At 32.6% G+C, this 20,464-nt stretch carries 20 protein-coding genes and 1 tRNA gene; 7 read left to right on the forward strand and 14 right to left on the reverse strand.

Features of this window, described 5'->3' with window-relative positions:
• Positions 1–85: 85 nt before the first annotated feature.
• From H3S73_RS05710 to H3S73_RS05725, 4 genes are all read right to left on the reverse strand, one after another.
• Positions 86–436 carry a hypothetical protein gene (locus H3S73_RS05710; RefSeq protein ID WP_198236885.1) on the reverse strand — a complete coding sequence of 117 codons (351 nt, stop codon included), beginning with the start codon at positions 434–436 and terminating at the stop codon, positions 86–88.
• A gap of 460 nt (positions 437–896) precedes the next feature.
• Positions 897–1,244, reverse strand: coding sequence for a hypothetical protein (locus H3S73_RS05715; RefSeq protein WP_198236884.1), 348 nt, complete (start codon positions 1,242–1,244; stop codon positions 897–899).
• Complete coding sequence (locus H3S73_RS05720) at positions 1,244–2,956, reverse strand: DNA/RNA non-specific endonuclease (protein ID WP_198236883.1); 1,713 nt, start codon at positions 2,954–2,956, stop codon at positions 1,244–1,246. The genes H3S73_RS05715 and H3S73_RS05720 overlap by 1 nt, the downstream gene beginning before the upstream one ends.
• Positions 2,957–4,114: 1,158 nt before the next feature.
• Positions 4,115–4,201 (reverse strand) — tRNA-Leu (locus H3S73_RS05725).
• A 332-nt stretch (positions 4,202–4,533) separates the two neighbouring features.
• On the opposite strand from H3S73_RS05725, the gene H3S73_RS05730 reads away from it, so the two are divergent.
• On the forward strand, positions 4,534–5,508 hold the full coding sequence (locus H3S73_RS05730; RefSeq protein ID WP_198236882.1) for an esterase family protein: 975 nt from the start codon (positions 4,534–4,536) through the stop codon (positions 5,506–5,508).
• 130 nt (positions 5,509–5,638) lie between these two features.
• Here the strand turns inward: H3S73_RS05730 and H3S73_RS05735 are convergent, their stop codons facing one another.
• The 3 genes from H3S73_RS05735 to hemA all read right to left on the reverse strand — a co-directional run bounded on the left by H3S73_RS05735 (position 5,639) and on the right by hemA (position 7,569).
• Entirely contained in the window at positions 5,639–5,881 is a 243-nt protein-coding gene (locus H3S73_RS05735; protein ID WP_025315648.1) for a zinc ribbon domain-containing protein, read from the reverse strand.
• A 129-nt stretch (positions 5,882–6,010) separates the two neighbouring features.
• Entirely contained in the window at positions 6,011–6,262 is a 252-nt protein-coding gene (locus H3S73_RS05740) for a DUF1289 domain-containing protein (RefSeq protein ID WP_065736973.1), read from the reverse strand.
• A 35-nt stretch (positions 6,263–6,297) separates the two neighbouring features.
• Positions 6,298–7,569 (reverse strand): glutamyl-tRNA reductase, encoded by a 1,272-nt coding sequence (hemA, locus tag H3S73_RS05745; RefSeq protein ID WP_198228968.1) that lies wholly within the window; start codon positions 7,567–7,569, stop codon positions 6,298–6,300.
• Positions 7,570–7,741: 172 nt separating this feature from the next.
• Here hemA and lolB point away from each other — a divergent pair, with 172 nt between their 5' ends.
• Together lolB and ispE are read left to right on the forward strand one after the other, a co-directional pair.
• Positions 7,742–8,359 carry a lipoprotein insertase outer membrane protein LolB gene (gene lolB / locus H3S73_RS05750; RefSeq protein ID WP_065736971.1) on the forward strand — a complete coding sequence of 206 codons (618 nt, stop codon included), beginning with the start codon at positions 7,742–7,744 and terminating at the stop codon, positions 8,357–8,359.
• Between the two features lie 12 nt (positions 8,360–8,371).
• Positions 8,372–9,211, forward strand: a complete 840-nt coding sequence (gene ispE, locus H3S73_RS05755) for a 4-(cytidine 5'-diphospho)-2-C-methyl-D-erythritol kinase (protein WP_198236881.1) — start codon at positions 8,372–8,374, stop codon at positions 9,209–9,211.
• Positions 9,212–9,288: 77 nt separating this feature from the next.
• On the opposite strand, the gene H3S73_RS05760 is transcribed toward ispE, so the two are convergent.
• Positions 9,289–9,936, reverse strand: a complete 648-nt coding sequence (locus H3S73_RS05760) for a DUF421 domain-containing protein (protein WP_172397842.1) — start codon at positions 9,934–9,936, stop codon at positions 9,289–9,291.
• Positions 9,937–10,093: 157 nt separating this feature from the next.
• Complete coding sequence (locus H3S73_RS05765; RefSeq protein ID WP_198236880.1) at positions 10,094–10,861, reverse strand: transporter substrate-binding domain-containing protein; 768 nt, start codon at positions 10,859–10,861, stop codon at positions 10,094–10,096.
• 293 nt (positions 10,862–11,154) lie between these two features.
• Between H3S73_RS05765 and H3S73_RS05770 the strand changes: the two genes are divergently transcribed.
• The gene (locus H3S73_RS05770) at positions 11,155–12,222 is read left to right on the forward strand and encodes a bifunctional transcriptional activator/DNA repair enzyme AdaA (RefSeq protein WP_198236879.1); all 1,068 of its coding nucleotides are present in this window, start codon (positions 11,155–11,157) and stop codon (positions 12,220–12,222) included.
• Positions 12,223–12,263: 41 nt separating this feature from the next.
• On the opposite strand, the gene H3S73_RS05775 is transcribed toward H3S73_RS05770, so the two are convergent.
• From H3S73_RS05775 to H3S73_RS05785, 3 genes are read right to left on the reverse strand one after another with little or no spacing between them, the layout of a single operon-like run.
• Entirely contained in the window at positions 12,264–12,947 is a 684-nt protein-coding gene (locus tag H3S73_RS05775) for a response regulator transcription factor (RefSeq protein ID WP_198236878.1), read from the reverse strand.
• On the reverse strand, positions 12,928–14,394 hold the full coding sequence (locus H3S73_RS05780; RefSeq protein WP_198236877.1) for a sensor histidine kinase KdpD: 1,467 nt from the start codon (positions 14,392–14,394) through the stop codon (positions 12,928–12,930). The genes H3S73_RS05775 and H3S73_RS05780 overlap by 20 nt, the downstream gene beginning before the upstream one ends.
• 2 nt (positions 14,395–14,396) lie before the next feature.
• Positions 14,397–15,731, reverse strand: coding sequence for a VWA domain-containing protein (locus H3S73_RS05785; protein ID WP_198236876.1), 1,335 nt, complete (start codon positions 15,729–15,731; stop codon positions 14,397–14,399).
• Between the two features lie 257 nt (positions 15,732–15,988).
• Here H3S73_RS05785 and apt point away from each other — a divergent pair, with 257 nt between their 5' ends.
• From apt to H3S73_RS05800, 3 genes are all read left to right on the forward strand, one after another.
• Positions 15,989–16,540: an adenine phosphoribosyltransferase gene (gene apt, locus H3S73_RS05790; protein WP_198228964.1), complete on the forward strand. Its 552-nt coding sequence runs from the start codon at positions 15,989–15,991 to the stop codon at positions 16,538–16,540.
• A gap of 247 nt (positions 16,541–16,787) precedes the next feature.
• Positions 16,788–17,558, forward strand: coding sequence for a dimethylargininase (ddaH, locus tag H3S73_RS05795; RefSeq protein ID WP_198228963.1), 771 nt, complete (start codon positions 16,788–16,790; stop codon positions 17,556–17,558).
• Positions 17,559–17,603: 45 nt separating this feature from the next.
• Positions 17,604–19,013: a basic amino acid/polyamine antiporter gene (locus H3S73_RS05800; protein ID WP_198236875.1), complete on the forward strand. Its 1,410-nt coding sequence runs from the start codon at positions 17,604–17,606 to the stop codon at positions 19,011–19,013.
• Positions 19,014–19,027: 14 nt separating this feature from the next.
• Here the strand turns inward: H3S73_RS05800 and H3S73_RS05805 are convergent, their stop codons facing one another.
• Positions 19,028–19,777: a tRNA1(Val) (adenine(37)-N6)-methyltransferase gene (locus H3S73_RS05805; RefSeq protein WP_198236874.1), complete on the reverse strand. Its 750-nt coding sequence runs from the start codon at positions 19,775–19,777 to the stop codon at positions 19,028–19,030.
• On the reverse strand, positions 19,767–20,432 hold the full coding sequence (gene nfi, locus H3S73_RS05810) for a deoxyribonuclease V (protein WP_198228991.1): 666 nt from the start codon (positions 20,430–20,432) through the stop codon (positions 19,767–19,769). Before nfi ends, H3S73_RS05805 begins: the two co-directional genes overlap by 11 nt.
• Positions 20,433–20,464 lie beyond the last annotated feature (32 nt).

Genomic DNA, 20,464 nt, shown 5'->3' on the forward strand with positions numbered 1-20,464 from the left:
TATAACACACAGTAGAGTACTTACAGCACTGCTTATGTTTGGATTTGCTATTATCTAATTCAGCCCAACTATTTAATGATTAATATTATTCATCATCATCAACATCAATAAATCGTTCATACTTAAATTCAAAATCAATTTTTGAATTTTTAATATCTATCTCAACGATACATCCCACCCAAATCGGTTTTCCATTAGTAAGATTATTATCAAGAAAATACTTTTTAAGTTCTAGCATTGTGTGAAATATATCATTTGTAACTTTAGGGTCAGGCACAAATTGTTTTCTATTGTTTTTATTATCAAAATAAATAAAAACATAAGTAGCAACATCATTTTCTTCTACAATTTCGATTTTTGTTATTATTTTTACCGCATCATCTGGGTAACTACTAACTAATATTTGCCCGATTTTATTATAGAGATCATTTATCATATTTTATTTACTCACTTTGTTATAAAATTCTATATATAAAGTGCCTTTATTACTAATAAGAATACTCTATTTCACATTTATATGGTTTTATATCTACACCATCATATAAAGGCTCAATGTAAACTTTGACTGTCTTACCTTTTCTCAAAGCTTTAACCATTAATTTTCTAGCTTTTTCCATAAGCACGATTGAAATTTGAATTCATTGGCAGGAAGTTAATTTTTTCGTATGGTCCATTTAGTTAAGAGGCAATTAAGCCAAATTCTTGTAAAACTTGCCATGCATCCTCCTACTTATTCAATAATAAATATTTGCGCCAGTTGGCTATGGTCACCAATGTTCGACGTTAAGCCTAGACACAAATAATAAGACTTTATAACACACAGTAGAATACTTATAGCACTGCTTATGTTTGGATTTGCTATTATCTAATTCAGCCTAACTATTTAATGATTAATATTATTCATCAAAAATAAATGGCTCATACTTAAATTCAATATTGATTTTACTTTTTTCAACATCCACCTCAACGATACAGCCAACCCAGATAGGTTCACCATTTGAAAGGTTGTTATCAAGATAATATTTCCTTAATTCAACTAATGTATCCAAAATATCAATTTCGGCAATGCCATCTGGATCATAGTCATGCTGTTCATTACATTTATTTACATAATAAAATTTATATTTACATACATCTCCTTCTGCATTAGGTTCTGCATGCATAATAAGTTTTTTTGCTTTATCAGGCCCAGAATTAATTAGGATACTTCCCAATTGATTCAAAATTTGATCTTCTTTAGTCATTAAATTCCTCCTGGTGAATTTTTAAAAGTAATCTTATTAAATTTGCCATTATCAAAAGAATACAGAACTCTAAAGCCTGTAGGTCTGGTATCTGTTCCTCTATATAAAGGCTCAATTTTAACCTTAACAGTTTTTCCTTCTTGTAGTGCCTTAAACCAATTATTTTCCATTTGCTTCCATGCGCCACGATTAAGATTTGAATTCATTGGTAACATATTAATCTTTTCGCCAGGTCCATTCAGTATCGAAGCAATTAAATGACCACCTTCATCATCGGCATTACCTAGTTTACCTGCTTTCAATTGTTGGTAAGTATTTCTGTCTAATTTATCAAGTTTAAGCGTCGCCTCAACCCTTACCACTCTCCCTAAATGGTCAGTATGATATTTTTTATTACCATCTACAATATATATTTTATTAGGTTGAGGATTATTAAGTTCTTTATTCCAATTGCCTTTGCTACCTGATTCAGTTTTAATAGTTACCGTTTCATTAGTTACACTTTCAAGTTTATAGTGAGCTTTTGTTTTAACGTCCGACACCATCCATTTAATTCTTGCGTATTTTAATGTTCGCAATGAATGGGAAAAAGGTTCAACTAGCGAACCAAGCAATAACCCTTCTAAAACATTTTTTAAACGTCCTTCGGCAGCGCTGTCATCAGGATTAGCTTGCAAATACTCTGTAACCGGATTTTGTAGTTCTTTGAACGATTGGACTAAATTTGATAGCCGTTCTTCGTGAGGTGCAAAAACCGTAAAATCAGCGACCCCGCCAGCAATCGTGCTTTGACCTAGCTTACCCATTTTCGATATAGGTTTAATAAATTTGAGCGCTTTAGATGCTGGAATAAAACCGACTAGAAACTGGGTTATGCCATGAGTAAGTGTACCTGATATAGTTTCAGCCTCAGGAACTTTACCAAATTGAAGAGGATTCTCCGTTTCGATGTTAAAACCATATTTCATCGTTAGGTTAATCGTCGAGGAATCCCATGCTAAATCAGATACAGATTGCGCAGCATCACGAATCCCTCCTAATAACTGTAATGGTACATCGTAATACCATGGGCGATTGTCTTGCTGCTTATCAAAAACGATATCGACATATTGGGCGTTTACGGGTAAGCTAACATAAGCGTAACCACTGCTGTCTAACGTCCCTTGCTTCAGCATCTTCTGACTAGCATTATCGAATATAGTAAAAGGTTGGTTCGCTAAATTATAAACTGTAAATTCAATATAATTATCTTGATTATCATATTTTGTTTTAAGTTCATAAGCTTTTACTTCATCTGGGGTTAATTTACGAGGCACTTTATTAACATTTGATTTTATAGGATTATTTTCTGGTTGTAACATACCAGAATGATGCTCAATCGGTATTTCAAATAAAATAGCCCGCTGTGACTCTATTGCTTCTTTTAGGGCTGCTGAGAACTTTTTATCATCTTTATTATAGGTATTCGTACCATAATATAAACCAAGCTCTTCAAGGGTTGGGTATAGGTTTTTACAGTCATCTTGATGTTTAACACAATATTTAATAATGTCATCCATCTTACTACTATAATCATAGCGGACGGGTTTTAGCTTACTATCTTGAATAATAGTGTTAAATACAAAAGATCTGGGGCGAATGATTGAATTATCTTCTTTTTGTTTTTGTAATTCTTGCCACTGCCGTGTGGTCATTAATAAATAATATTTCATGATAACTATAATTTTTTATTTTATACACTACAACGATAATCTAAACAATATAGAAATCTAATCTACTATTTATTCCATGAGTTATCAATTGTTATCTTATTTTAAATTCCAAACTTTGAATGATATTGATTTTAGTTGTCTTTATTATGAAAATAACTGCTTTTAGAAATTTAACATCTATTATCATTTATTGAACTGCTCTTTTATGAACTTAAGAAACTATAATCTTGCCAAGTAAAAGTTAGTTGTTTATCGGTGTGTGTTTTTAAAAATAAATTTCATTAAAGTGATTTATAATACTTTTTGTCTATAGTTATTGTAGAAAGATTTTGAATTCCTATAAATATTGGTTTCCTCTTGTGTAGTGGCCAATAGGAAGTTTCATGTTTAGGAGAGGAAAGTCAAAAGTTCATATCGAAACATTCCAAAAATCACTCGTACCCATTCATTTCAGCGTTAACTTAATTGTCTGGTTTTTTGGTTACCCTTTTAGTAACAATCAAACCTGCATGGAGAGAATCATCATTCAGTTGAATTTAACATTTACTTATGAATAAACTAAATAATGACAAATTGACATAATAGATTTTTGATTTTTGGATATGAAACAGGTCGGTAATGTTAGCCAGTAAGTCATTATCAATAATTCCTATATTGACAGTATGATACATTATTTCATTAATTAGTCGGCAAACTTACTTAACTGTTTCGTATTTATTTTTGTTATTTAATGGTTGTAGTGCATTAATTGCTTTAATATCTGTTATTTGCTGAAGTGAAACCTCAAAGTAACGACCAAAGCTATTTAATGCCCTTTTTTGGTATACGGGCACGTATACTTAAAAAGCCAAATCTCAAAGTTATTTGCTCTGATTAAAAGGTTTATACCGCCACCATCAAATGAAGAATAATCCTTATCTGTTGGCTTGGCTGCTTTTATTTGTGTGTTAGTTAATGGTAGAGTTTTTCTTGCCATAATAATTTTAGGTATATGTTTGTTGGGTATATTGCATTCATATACCTAAAAATATAACTAAAATTTGGGTTATAAATTTATCTTACTGATATTTAATGAATAATAAGATAGGGTTAATGCTTTATGTTTATTAGGTTCAATGTATTTTAATGAATTTAAAAGAGTGTTAGTGCTGATTGATTTGGTGCCAGTGGTCGGACTCGAACCGACACGCTTTTAAGGGCGGCGGATTTTGAATCCGCTGCGTCTACCAATTTCGCCACACTGGCATTAGAAGTGTAAATAAGTAAACGTGGGCATTATACTAAGCTTTGTGATATCTGCAACAATTATTATCATAAAGTGCTTTGTTTGCCTAAAAATCCAGCTATTGCCAGCATTTATATTCTTTATGTTTAATATTATAGATATGTCGCTATAACTGATAGCTATAAAGCAATATTAATATTTTGAATAACAGATTTTGCATATTTAATTATGCCATACAAATTATCTTCAATCGGATTCTATAATTCCATCTGAAATTGCTATAGGTTAATAATAATGTGACAGAGTTCAAAAAATTCAATCTTAATTGCCTAACAATGATTATCAGGGGTATATGATTGATCAATCTGTTAATCAAAAAGGAGATTATCCTATGAAATCCAACCTTTGTAGTTTTTTAAAAAATATCTTTTTAGTAAGCGTCTTATCCGTTTTATATGTTACAAATTGTTTTTCATCACAGGGTATTGTTGATTCTAGTAAAACGATAAAAAGTCAAATATTAGGTAACGATGTCCATTATACGGTATATTTGCCTCCAGATTATCATAGTTCTAATAGAACATACCCTATTTTTTATTTTTTGCATGGTGGCGCAGATGGTATTCATACCGATCCTTATACTCAGGGTAACTTACAAGCTCATTTGGATAATTTAATCAATTCTGGAAAGATAACACCCATGATTGTTGTTACGCCTGATGCAACTAGAAATGGGTCTTTTGAAAATAATACCTATTATATGAATGATGCGGATGGCCAGTATCTTTATGAGGATATGTTTATCAAAGAATTCATGCCTCAAATTGAAAAAAGCTACAGGGTAAATAATTTACCCAAATTTAGAGCCATTGGTGGACTTTCAATGGGCGGATTTGGCGCTGTTTATTATAGTTTACAATATCCCGGCCTTTTTAAGGCGACGGTAGCCTTAAGTGGGGCGTTTAGAACCAAAGAAGATATAATTTCAATGGATATGAATGTATACAATCGACGCTATGGCAAAGCATTCGGTTTAAACCTTGTAGGCGAAAGCAGAGTAAATAATAAGTTTTATGATAAATATGATATTTTAAATACTACATCGAATAAATTGGAGTCTGAGGGCTATTTTTATCTTGATTGCGGTTCTAAGGATGATTTTCTTATTGGCAATACACTATTAAGTATGAATTTCAAGAAAAACAATATTAACTATACCTTTATTGCTCGCAATGGTGGTCATGATTGGTCATATTGGACTTCTGGATTTGATGATATGCTGATCTTTGTTAGTCAAAGGCTACAAGATTTTAGATTTATTGATTAAGATTTGTTTAAGTTTCAAATAAGTTTTACTTTATATGGGATTACTAAATAAGCAGACAACTCCTGCTTATTTAGCTAATATTCTTAGATTTAATCTAATAAACATTTTCTAGAGTAAAAATAAATACTTTTTACCACTTTCGTTTCCAAGCAGGTAATTTTTTTAGTATTACATATGCAGTATGTTTAGCTATTGAATAATCGATATGATGATTATTAGCATAACGCAGAGCAACTTCTTGCCATTTCTCATCAAACGTTTTCATTGTGCCATCATTATGAGCGCAATGCTTACAGTAATTTTTAGACATGTCATGCAAAGGATAATCACCAAGTGAAGTCATTGGCATGCCACATGCAATACACATTTTCATAGCTGAGATCTCGATTTAATTAACAATGATGACTCATTATTTGCAATAATTGCTGGTTTAAAAAATGCTACTCCGAGTTGTTATAGATTACAAGTTATCCCGTTGTAAAATAGATAACAAGGTCAGGATTTAAAAATTGAGTTCATTTTGCAAGGTTGTATCTTGGATCTTTTGTTGTTGCTGTTGCAATAATAGATAACGCCGTCTTAGCGCCCTTTGTTTACATAAGCGAAGCACTTCTTGCTTTTGAGTATCGGAAAAACTTAACCAATTAAATCGTTCTGTCCTAGAACGAAAGCATTTAATACAATAACCTTGTTTATCGGTTTCACAAACGCGTTTACAAGGAGAGGGTATTTCAAAAAATTCAAGTTGATCCAAGCAGTTCTATTCCCTTTTTACATATCAAAAACTCACTAATGACTTTTCAAACCTAATCCTTTGCTTAACACTTTAAAACAGTCTTCACAATCATGCGTTGCTGCATTAAGTAAAGTTTGGGTTGGCGCATGGATTAATTTATTTGTTAATCGATGAGAAAACTCAGCAAAGACTTCATCAACATTTGCGCCTTGCTTAATAGCATTTAACGCTTTGATCTCTAATTCGCGTTTAATGCTTTGTGCATTACTGCGATACTGTTTAACATAGTCAATTGCGTAACGAGCTTTAAGCCAGTCGATAAATTGCTCAGCTTGTTCCTGAATTATATATTGTGCTTTTTGAGCTGCCATGGCGCGTTGTTCTAAATTATTTTCAACCGTTTTTTGAAGATCATCAATCGTATATAAATGCACATTATCAAGTTCATTAATTTCTTGTTCTACATCACGGGGAACCGCTAAATCAATAAATAACATCTGCTGATGATTTCTTACCTGCAAGGTGCGTTCGACCATTCCTTTTCCAATAATTGGTAATGGGCTTGCAGTAGAACTGATAACGATATCGACCTCTTTAAGGCGATGAGCTATATCAGGTAGTGAAATAATTTCTGCATCAATAAGGGAAGCCAATTTTAATGCTTTATCACGTGTACGATTAGCAACAAGAACATGATTAAACCCATGAGGTTTTAAATAACGAGAAATCAGATCTATTGTCTCCCCTGCTCCTACTAACATGACATTTAATTTGGATGTGTCAGTAAACAACTTACGCGCAACAAGGCAAGCAGCATAGGCAACTGAAGCCGTATTAGAGCCAATATCAGTTTGACTGCGCACAAGTTTTGCTACATGGAAAATATTTTGAAAGAGTTTTTCTAATGTCACCGACAAGCACTGATTTTTTTGTGCAATTGCATAGGCAACTTTCACTTGCCCCAAGATCTGCGGTTCACCAATAATCATTGAATCCAAACCACTTGCTACAGCCATTAAATGTTCAACAGCTTGTTGACCTTCATACCAGTAAAGGGAGTTTTTGTATTGCTCAAGATCAACATTGTGAAATTGACCTAACCAATTTTCAACAAATCCTTTTAATCTAATATAATCTATTTGGTGTTCATAATTTAGATATATTTCGGTTCGATTACAGGTTGATAATATTACACACCCCTCAATTAGAGGATGTTGGTAAAGGCTATACAGTGCTTTATCTACTGTTTCGTTAGGGAAAGCAATTTTTTCTCTTAATGCTAATGGAGCCGTCTTATGATTAACACCTAATATTGTAATTGACATTGCATTGTTTCTTCTTGCGTTTTATTTTAATCAATAGCTGTATTATGAAGCGTCCTTGGCATAACATTATACATAAAAAAATATCAAACGTTAATTTACAGTTACTTTTTCTTATTGTTGTATTATCAGTTATAATAAAATAATTCAAACGTTCAACTACAAGAGATAATTCATGTCTAAAATCAAATATGCTTTTATCCTAGTTTTACCTTTTATTATCACGGCTTGCCAGATCACTAAACCCAAAGATATTGCATCAATTGAACAACAATGGAAGACTCATCAACAAACTCTTGAACAGATAAATACCTTTCGTGTTAATGGCAGTATTGCCCAAATAAGTGAAAAAACTCGTAACTACGGGCGATTTTTAATTACCCAACAATCCGTTAACCATTTTGAAGTTAAGTTAACTACTCCAGTCGGAACAAATATATTAACGTTAAAATCGGAGCCTGATTTTGCCGAACTCATTAATAAAAATGGTAACCGTTATAGTGACACTAATATTGAGAACTTAATGAAGAAAGTATCAAATGTTAATATTCCTTTTAACTCTCTCCATAATTGGTTAAAAGGTTATTCTAACAATATTAATGATAAGTTAGACAATTCTGGCAGATTAGTATCAACTGAATTTATGCAAAACAATAATAAATGGAACTTAAAAATTCCTAGTTATTCAACTTATACCTATAAAAACCAAAAAATAGATTTACCTGCAATCATAGAATTAAATCATGATGGTGAAAATATTCGTTTAAAGATCAGTAACTGGATTTTGCAATAACAGGAAGTCATAATGAAACAGTGGTATTCACCAGCAAAATTAAATTTATTTCTCTATATAACTGGGCGTCGTGCTGACAATTATCACAATTTACAAACCTTATTTCAGTTCATTGATTATTGTGACATTGTAACATTTAAAGTACGTCAGGATAACCAGATCCATTTACTGACCGAGTTTGTTAATGTACCTGAAGATAAAAACTTGATGGTTATTGCTGCCAATCGGTTAAAATCTTATACAAATCGTCAGGATTTGGGGGTAGATATCACTATTGATAAAAAAATCCCTATGGGTGGTGGACTGGGTGGTGCGTCATCAAATGCTGCAACGGTATTAGTCGCGCTTAATCAATTATGGCAACTCAATTTAACAACGGAAACATTAATTGAAATAGGACGGAAAATTGGGGCTGATGTGCCTATCTTTATTTATGGTCATGCAGCTTTTGCCCAAGGCATTGGTGATCAGTTATTAACGGTTGATATTCCACAATATTGGTATTTAGTCACCTACCCTAACATTGAAATCTCCACAGTTAAAGTGTTTAATGATCCTGAACTTACCCGTAATACACCAAGCCGAGATCTTGATGATTTATTAGCTTTACCATTTGATCAGTTTAAAAATGATTGTGAAAATGTCGTTCGAAAACGATATCCAATTGTTGATAAGGTTATTACTTATCTGTCTCAATTTGCCCCAACCAGGTTAACTGGAACAGGTGCTTGTATCTTCACTCAATGTAAAACGGAACAAGAAGCGAAACAAATCCAGCAAAAACTCAATAATAATTTTCAAGTACCAAGCTTTATTGTTAAATCATTAAACCGATCGCCTTTATATAACTAAAATAGTAAAACTCTTTATAAAACCTTAGCCAAATAATGGTTAAGGTTTATTAATTAAAAATTTGCCATAACAAAAAGTCAATCAACAAGTTCGCTTGGTATGACAAAAAGACGATCATCATAGTATTCAACACAATATAATCCATCATAATTAGCATAACCCTGCTCAGCTAATTTAGATTTTAGCCAATCTTCATCTTTGCCAATCGATTTTAACCCATCTTCATTGGGGCTTTCATTTTCTAATACAAGGACAGATATATCTTTATCACCTTTTTTAACCACAGTTAATTGACCATTCGGCTCCAAAATAGCTTTATCAACAGTATGAATAGTAAAAATATTCTTCATTCTAAGTAGTACAGCAAAGCTGGAAAAATCCAAGTTAACACTGGTAAAGGCATCTAGTTTAATTTTACCCTTTTCCATTAAAATAATCGGATTACCAACAATGAATGCTTTGGCATTTTGACTTCTTTTCTTTAAATAGTTGGAAGTATACATAATGGCTGTCCACATTATTAACACCACCAAAAAATCAAAAACGGTTAACTTTGGATTATAGATAATCCCTCCCGCAATTCCACCTAAAATCATATTACCAATAAAATCAATACTCGACATTTGGGATAGTGAGGTCTTACCAGTAATTTTTAAAAATAAGATAATACAGATGAATACAACCAACAACTTTAATGCAATGACTAAAAAATCATAGTAATTCATTTTAGTATTACTCCAAAAAAGATTAATATACATTATTTAGAAGAGAGATAATGACCTAATGGATCTATTGGTAACCAACAAAAATAGAACTAAAACAGATATTATTTAGGATAATAATGGCAGTGTTAACCGCCATATTTAATAGGTTACTAGCGAACTAATTTAATTGAGTTTTTACGCCCCATTTTAACGCTAATTGCTGCTTATTTGAATTAGGAAGCCAACTATTAATTGCATCCAAAAGTTTTTGGTTGCCTGATTGAACCATATAAGCTTTATAGCTTTCTGTACCTTTAAATGGGGTGTCAGTTGCTAAACATAAAACATTTGGCTCTTTATATTGATAATACTGACCTTCAATAAGATCCGTTACCATAAGGTCGGCTGTTTTATCACGCAAAGCTTGGATATTATCAAAATTATTTTCTACGCGAATCACTTGGGCCTTATGAATATTATCATTGACAAAGCTTTCATTGGTACCACCAGGATTAACGACCACCTTAACATCAGGTTGATCAATTTTGTCTAGACTTGATAAATTGGATGCAACATGGCATGCAGCTAACGCTACTTTACCATTTGGCACTATTTCATCAGAAAGTAAGAATTTTTCTGCACGATCTTTTGTATAAGTTACACCACCCATAGCAATATCATAATTATCATCCGCTAAATCTTGTGATAAGGTTGGCCAACTAGTGATATAAAATACCGGCATCACATTTAATTGTTTTGCGAAATCTTTTGCCATATCAATATCAAAACCGACCAATTTTTCTTGGGTATTATAAAAAGCCAATGGTGCATAATCAGCGGGGACACCAACTTTTAAAAATCCTGAATTGACAATTTCATCATAGGTTCTTGCTTGTGCAAGTCCTGAAAACAATAGTAATGCCATAATAGCAGATACTTTTTTCATTTTTTATTCCTTTTCATTTCTGAAATTTTGCAATTATTATTAATAAATTAAAATAAAAAATCAGATAAATCATTTATCTGAATTATTCATTATCCATAAAATTTTACCTTTATTGAACGTGAGTATTAGATTGGATATTCATTCGTTTGGCAATTATTTTTGATCAAATATCTGAAATTTTTATCAAATAATTATGTTTGAAAATAGTTGTCAATTTTTCGGTTGCCAAGAAAATAGCTTTTTTAATAAGCTTACAACCTAATGAAAATCAATTAATCTAAAAGAAACATTCGATGCTAATTACCGATACTAAACAAACAGAAATTTATTACCGAGCCTTACTTGACCGAAATCAAAGTTACGTAGGAATTTTCTATGTAGGTGTTAAAACGACATCTATTTTTTGTATTGCTACATGCCGAGCAAGAAAACCAAAATATGAAAATGTCGAATTTTTCTCAACTTTTAAGTCAGCCCTTGATGAGGGATATCGACCTTGCAAAATATGTAAACCCACTGAAAATTCAAATCAAGCACCGGAAGAGGTAATCAAAGCCATTGAATTAATGAATAAAGAGCCTAAAACAAAAATAACGGATTATGAATTGAGATTGAATAACTTAAGCCCAGAAATTATTCGTCGATGGTTCAAAAAACATTATGGAATAACGTTTCATGCCTATCAGCGAATGTTTCGAATTAACAATGCTTTTCAGGAAATTAAATCGGGAAAAAATATCATCAATACCGCATTTGATACAGGCTATAATTCTTTAAGCGGTTTTGGTTATACCTATAAAAAAATCATGAAAAAATCACCCTCAACCAATCGACAATATGACGTTATTTTAATTGATCGCTTAACTACTCCGTTAGGCCCAATGTTTATTTGTGCAACCAAGCAAGGTATTTGTTTATTAGAATTTGTTGATAGACGAATGCTTGAAACCGAATTCAAACAATTACAAACCCAACTTAACATGAAGATTATTTTTGGAGAAAACGAACACATAAAACAAGCCAAAATTGAGATTTCCGAATATTTTCAAGGGATCAGAACTCATTTCACTGTGGCATTACATACACCTGGAACGCCTTTCCAACAAACCGTTTGGGAATGTTTAAAAGAAATTCCCTATGGTGAACTGACAACTTACAAACGGCAAGCACAAAGAATAAATAATCCATTGGCAATTCGAGCAGTAGCCAACGCCAATGGTAATAATCGTGTAGCAATCATCATTCCATGCCATCGAGTAATCGGATCTAGTGGTGAACTTATTGGCTATGGAGGAGGATTAGAAAGAAAAAAATGGTTAATAGAACATGAAAAATCACACTCACAAAATCAAACTGAGTAAAACAAAAAATTGAAAATATTTAACCCAATTACTAAAGCGATCTAATGCCGATAACCAATGCCATGAATAGTTTTGATTAAAATAGGTATTGTTGGCTTAAGTTCTATTTGTTTTCTCAGTTTTGAAATATGTTGGTCAAGCGTCCGACTGCTCGGTAAAAAATCATATCCCCATGCATAATCGAAAAGCATATCACGAGTAACAACCTGATTTTTATGTTGATATAAACATTCCAATATTTTAATTTCTCTTAATGTTAACTCGATAATTTGGTCATTTCGTTTTGCATATAATTCAGTAGGATAAATTTTTAAATCACCAAATTCAAAATAATCGCTTTTGGTTAGATTTGAATTTTTCGCTTTCAAATAACGTTTTGCAATGGCTTTAATTCTTGCTCTTAATTCATGAATTCCAAAAGGTTTATTCATATAATCATCTTCACCAAGTTCAAAACCTACTACTCGGTCAATTTCCTCATCTTTTGCAGATAAAAATAGAATAGGAACATCTTCATTCAATTTACGAATTTCACGACAAACAGAATAACCATCCAGCTCTGGCATCATAATATCCAAAATAATAAAATCAGGTTGTTGTTGTTCAAATAGTTTAAGAGCAACTTTACCATTACAAGCTTTAATGATTATATATCCTTCTTTTTCTAAAAGATCTGACATGCCGTTAAGAATATGCTTATCGTCCTCAGCAATTAATATTTTCATTTTTTTGTTCCATTAAAATAAGTGAAAATGCAATACCCGGGTTTTTATTTATAACTTTAATTTCACCTTGCAGTTGCTTGGCTAATTGGTTGGCAATAGTTAATCCTATCCCTGTGCCAGAAACACCTTCGGTAATAGATGAACTGACTCGATAAAATGGTTTAAAAATCTGTTTTAACAAATGAGAGGCAACACCTTCACCATAATCACGAACGGTTATTACAACCTGTTTACCCGATCTACACAATGATAAATCAACTTGTTTACCCTTAGACGCATATTTTTCTGCATTACTCAAAAAATTATTAAGAATTTGCATAACACTATCGGCATCTGTATTTACAATACAATCATTTTCAAGATTTATTAAATTAAGTTGTAATGATTTAGCCGCTAGTATAGGTTTAAAAGTAAGATAGACTTGCTTAAGAAGTGACGTTAAATTAACAGGTTTTATATTTAAGTTATTGGGTTTATTGAAAGCCAAAACATTCTGAATAAGTCGAGTTAATCGTTTGCTTTCTGCACTTATTACCTGCAAATAATCTGGAATGGGGGCGGGTTCCTCTTCTAAATATTCGCTTAACATTTCAGAATATAAGGTGATGTTGGTTAAAGGTGTTTTAAATTCGTGAGAAACTTGCCCAACAAAAGTAACTTGCTGTTTTGCCAAGCGCAAAGTACGTGTGTATTCTCGATAACCATAAAAGACAAATCCAAATAAAACGAGAATTAATAGTCCAATCCCCCCTATTCCTAATATATATAAATTCACTAAATTAGGTGATGAATAATAATAAGTTAAATGCCAATTTTGTAATGGGTATTTTAGCGACTCAGTGATTTCATTCTCGAATGTTTTACCGTTGCTATAAATCTGCTTATCATTATTAATAAGTTTAAAGTTATCCTCCAATGACTGATTATCGAGTAAATTAATGATATCAAATGTAAGTTTAACCGTTGAAAGTTCAAAACCAATAATATCATCCGATACTATGAACCAGTATATAAGATGATCATAATTTTGATACCAACCAGAGTTAGGTTGAAATTGTTCATCATGATCTTTTAGATTTAATAGAAGAGAATGGTCTAAAGCAATTGATTCAACCAAACTATGCCATGAAGAATCCTCGGAGTGACTTAAAAACAAAATATTATTCTTGTTTATTACAAAAATCTTTCTAAAGTCAGTTTCTTTTTCTAATAATTCTTTAGCATTATTGTGATCCGAATCAATCATTGAAATCAAACTATTAAAATAAGATATACGTTGATTTAACAACGATTCAATCGATAATTTAATATTGTTAATATGACTTTTAGCTAATAAAGTTTCGTTATTTTTGCGCATTAGTACTTCATGCTCTATACTTCGCCAACCTAAAAAGCTAATAAGGGTCATTAATAAAAATAAAGATAAAATCGTTGTTATTTTTTTCATAATTATTTTTTTATTGCACTCTGTTTTAACTGAAATTGTTCTTCAGTCAATGTTTTACTAAAATCTGGTTTTTGAACTGATTCGGCCAAGGTTTTATTTTTTCGAGCTTGATTTTCTATTCTCTCTTTATCTGACATTGACATTGTCGGCGATTGCGCTGAAATGGCTTTGAGTGCTTCACCATTTTCTCTTAATAATTGTTGTGCTTCATCTCGTTTACCTTGATTATAAAGTTCTAATGCTTTTTCATTCTCAAGAGCCACTTTCTGAAGTTCGGTTTCTACAACTACATCATGATGTATGGCATCATCCACCATTTTTTTGTCTTTGGTGTATGAAATGCGAACCTCTTGAGTTTCATTTTCAGTTTTATTTTCTAATAAATTATCATATTTTAAATCAACTTGAGCTAAAGTTTTCTCTTGCCCTACTTTACCTTTATCTGGAATAACCTCTAACAATACATATTTTTCTTGATTGGAAAACAATTGATTCATTTTTACGGTTATTTCATTACCTTTAATCACACCATCTCGACCAAGCAAACGTACAGGTTTAACGCCATTTTTCAATTGAATAGTAATCACAACGTCTTGAGCAATAGCTGACATAAGATCATTAAACTCGTGAACAAACACATTTTCGAGATCTGCAGAATTATTTACAAAAACATGATTTCCATCACTATAACTTGCGATTGATGACATTAATAATTCATTATAATCAGAGCCAATTCCCAATGTGGTAATAGCGATATTCTTTTTTGCCGCAATAATAGCCAACTGAGAAAGTTCATCTACTGAACTTGGACCAATATTCGCTTGACCGTCAGATAACAAAATAATACGATTAACTTTATCTTTGGTCAGTTGATTTTCAACTTGTTTAATTCCTTTACTCAAACCAGCAAATAGAGCTGTTCCTCCTTCTGCATAAATATTTTCATTAATAAGTCCAATGATTCTCAGTCTATTATCTACTTTGGTTGCTGGAACAATCACTCTTGCTTCGGAATCATAGGCAACAATAGATAATGTATCATTTTCATTCAACATATTAACCGCCAAAATAGCTGCCTCTCTCGCTTTTTCGATTCGCTGTCCTGACATTGAACCAGATTTATCAATAACAATAGCTAAATTAATCGGAACACGTTTTTTGGAATCAATATTTTGACCAGATAATGAGACTTTTAAGTAATTTGTTTCTGGAGTGCCTTCCAAAATAATTGGTGATGACAATTCTGAACGAACTTGTATTTGTTTATTTATTTGGGCATGACCAAATAAGCTGCACACTGAAAGTCCTAGCAGGGCAAATATTTTAATAATTTTCATTGAATTCTCCTTCCATATAAAGTTTATTCAATTATTAATCATTTGCAAAATTTATTGTCTAAATAATGTATTTAGTTGTAAAAAGTTGTAAAAATCCAATTTAAGGATGCACAAATGGATATCAGTAATCGCATTCAAACTCGCCTATCACACTATTTTACGGTGTGTTAACTGTTTGTTTATTGCCACTGTAAAGAGCATGGGTATATAATAAAAAATTAGTTGCTCTTAAAGAAAATAGTTAGAGAATATTTGATATGACTCAATTGCAAGAAAAACTTGAACTTATTAAAAATAGCATTATTACTATCCCCGATTATCCAAAACAAGGGATATTGTTTCGAGATATCACCAGTTTACTTGAAGACCCTATCGCTTTTAGAACTTCTGTCGATCTTTTAATTGATCATTATAAAGATAAAAATATTGATAAAGTTGTTGGAACAGAAGCCCGTGGTTTTATTTTTGCAGCACCTTTAGCCTTAGCATTAGGTGTGGGTTTTGTACCGGTAAGAAAACCCAATAAGTTACCCCGTAATGTGTTTAAAGAAGAATATCAACTTGAATATGGTACCGATACATTAGAAATGCATTGCGATGCAATAAAACCTAATGAACGAGTGCTAATCATTGATGATCTACTTGCGACAGGTGGGACCGTTGCCGCAACCGCTAAATTAATTCAAAAAGCGGGAGGAATAGCTGAAGATGCAGCATTTGTTATTAACTTACCAGATTTACAAGGTAAAACTAAGTTAACCAAGATGGGGATTAACTGTTATACATTGGTCGATTTTAATGGTGAATAACCTATAAAGCCTTTATAACAGCTAAAAAATAAATTTTAAGGGTAATGTTTATTACCCTTTTTTATAAAAAATAATCAGCCTCTATTTTTCTTTCATTTAAGTTTTATCCACCAATCAAATTTCCCACTTGAATAAAAAAACACAAAAATTGCATAAAAAGTCATATTAACTCTTGATAAAGTTATTATTGTGAATTATTATTCAAAAATAAAGCATAATTATTTAATTAAAAAAGGATTTAAAACGAATGAAAAAATTTAATCATATTATTGCAAGAACACCAGCCAAATCACTTATCGATGGTTTAACATCAGCTAACTTGGGTAAACCCGATTATCAAAAAGCGTTAGATCAACACAATAACTATATTCGAGCTTTGCAACAATGTGATGTTGATATCACTATTTTACCGGCTGATGAACGTTTTCCAGATTCTGTATTTGTTGAAGATCCAGTTTTGTGTACCCCACATTGCGCCATTATTACTAGACCCGGTGCCGAAAGCCGTCGTGGCGAAACCGAAATTATTAGCGAAACTATTGAAAGATTTTACCCCAATAAAGTTGAAAGAATTACCGCACCTGGCACAGTTGAAGCGGGAGATATAATGATGGTTGGTAATCATTATTATATTGGTTTATCAGCGCGAACCAATCAATCGGGTGCAGATCAAATGATTGCAATACTAGAAAAATATGGATTATCAGGATCTGTGGTTACTTTAGAAAAAGTACTACATTTAAAAACGGGTCTTGCCTATTTAGAACATGATAATTTGTTAGCAGCGGGTGAATTTGTTACTAAACCTGAGTTTCAACACCTTAATATTATTGAAATTCCTGAGCATGAAAGTTATGCCGCTAACTGTATTTGGGTGAATGAACGAGTCATTATGCCTGCAGGCTATCCAATTACCAAAGCAAAAATCGAAGCACTTGGTTATCAAGTAATTGAAGTTGATACATCGGAATACCGTAAAATTGACGGTGGTGTAAGTTGTATGTCATTGAGATTTTAATTAAAAAAACAATTTATTATATAAATAATTAAATAAGAAATTAATATGAATACACCAGTAAGAAAAAAGCTTGGTATACTTCCTCTCACTTTAATGGTGGTGGGAAGTATTGTAGGGAGTGGTATTTTTAGCCTACCACAAAATATGGCTGAAGGAGCCGGTGCAGGAGCAATATTAATTGCATGGGTTATCACCTTATTTGGTATGCTAATGCTAACAAGAATCTTTCAGTATTTATCGATCCGTTTTTATAAAATCAATGATGGATTATATGGATATGTACGAGCGGGATTTGGTGATTATATTGGCTTTAATGCGGCATGGGGGTATTGGATTTCTGCATGGATGTCATGCACAAGTTATTTGGTTATCTTGTTTAGTGCTCTCGGCTCGTTTGATTGTTTCAGCTATTTTGGCAATGGTACCACGTTGCCAGCAGTTATCGGTGCCCTTATTTTCTTATGGATTGTCAATTCGTTTGTATTAAAAGGTATCTATCATGCATTTTTATTAAATTGCTTAGTTACGTTAGCTAAAATTGTACCAATTGGATTATTTATTGTCTGCATCATTTTAGCGTTCAAAGTGGATACCTTTAAAACAGACTTTTGGGGAACCCCACAATTAGGCTCTATTGTTGATCAAATAAAACACACTATGCTTTATACGGTTTGGGTCTATTTAGGCATTGAAAGTGCGACAGTTTATGCATCACGCGCCAAGAGTATCTTAAGCATTAGTAGAGCCACCTTTTTTGGCTTTGCTATCACCAGTTTATTACTCATTTGCGTATCGGTATTATCTTTAGGCATTGTTCCACAACAGGAATTAGCAGAGATGAAAAATCCTTCAATGGCACTGGTCATTGAGCATGTTGTAGGTAGTTGGGGAGCGACTTTTATTAACATTGGACTTATTGTATCCGTGAGTGGTGGACTATTATCATGGCTACTACTTGCTGCAGAAATGCTGTTTCTAAGTGGACAAGGTGACGATCACACCGTACCGAGCTGTTTTGGCAAACTGAACAAGAAAGGAACCCCTGCCAATGCATTATATTTAACTTCTACTTTGATCAGTATACTCATCATCCTTGCTCACTTTTATCAATCTGGCTATAACACGCTGATTCAATTATCCACGTCCATGGTGCTTATTCCCTATCTGCTATCAGCCCTTTTTGTACTTAAATTGGCGATAAATCGTGGTAAAGCTTACTTAATCTTTTTAGGCTCAACGGGTTCAATTTATGGGGTATGGCTGATTTATGCAGGTGGAGTGTCTTATCTATTACTATCCATGATTTTATATGGCATTGGATTGGTATTTTATTTATACGCTAGAAAGCAAAGAGCACTACCTACTTTCAGCTTTCTACACGATAAAATCTATGCTATCACCATAATTATTTTAGCAATTACTGCCATAATCTATTTTTATGTGCTACCTAATTAACTCATAATAGAGAATTATTTTCGAAATAGATAAAAATCATTCAATAATTGTCTGAATGCTGATGAATAACGTCCATCATCATCACGCATACAAAGTTGCTCACTGAGCACTTGACCACTATTAATTAAAGAAAAAGCCAATAAGGACAATGAAAAGTTTTTATTGGCATTATATTTGACATACAACTCTTGCTGTAAAAAAAGCTGATTTGCCTTACACAGACAAATAAACTGATCAGCCATATGAAAAGGGAGAACCAAACAAAACAGACCACCTGGTTTTAACAAGCGTTTAACTGAGTTTATAAGCTGTTCAAAATTCAAACTTTCAGTATAACGAGCAAGTTGTCGTTGGCTATTGCGACAGTCAACTGCTGGGTCAAAATAAGGCGGATTTGTTACAATTAGATCATAACATGCTGCCAGATTAAGACCAAATTTATTAATATCTGCTTGTTGAGCCCTGACCGATGACAAACCTGCGTGCATACTATTTTCTTGACACTGCTTTATAGCATCCGCATTAATATCAATAGCATCAATTTGGCAAGGGTCATGAGCCAAACGTTGAGCCAACATTAATGCTATCACTCCACATCCTGTACCAATATCAAGGATTTTTTGCGGATGATGGTCAATTGGAGCCCAAGCACCAAGTAAACAACTATCCGTTGTTACCTGCATAGGACTTTTATCATGCGCAACAAAAAAACGTTTAAACGTAAAACCGCCTTTTTTTAAAGGCTCTTGATGACTATTTTTCATTTAATAACTTCTTAAATAGAGGTTTATTCGACGCAATCGCATCTGCCCAACGAGTTGGCTCAGGTAAACGATAACCTCTTAAACACAGGTTCACCCACTTTAATGCACTCTCTTGACTGACACGATGTCCTGCTGAAATAAATAAAGGATTACAATTATTTTTACTTTGCAATACCCAACCTATCTGCTGTTGTTTATCTAACAAAGCAGTTACATTGCCTGCTTGTTTTGGTAATGTTTCATATTGCCCACATAATCGTTTTTTAGCCACTCCAATGGTTGGCATGTCCAACAATAAACCAAGATGACTGGCAATTCCTAAACGTCTAGGATGGGCAAAACCTTGACCATCGACCAATAGCAAATCTGGTTTTTGCTTTATTGGTTGCCATGCTGCCAATAAAGCAGGATATTCCCGAAAGGATAAATAGCCAGGAATATAAGGAAACTCTGTTTTTAAACGAGCTATATGATATTCAACAACAGAAAATTCAGGATAACTTAGCACGACTATCGCTGCTCGAGTAATATTACCATCATCTTCAAATCCCACATCAGTACCACCAATAAAATTGATTGGTTCGTTAAAGTCATCGGACAATCTCACTTGATTAGCCAACGATAACTGGGTTTGTTTTAATTGTTGTAAATTAATAGACATTTTAATTATGATCAGTATCATTATCA

This window comes from Gilliamella sp. B14384G12 (assembly GCF_016101825.1).
Lineage (GTDB): Bacteria > Pseudomonadota > Gammaproteobacteria > Enterobacterales > Orbaceae > Gilliamella > Gilliamella apicola_N.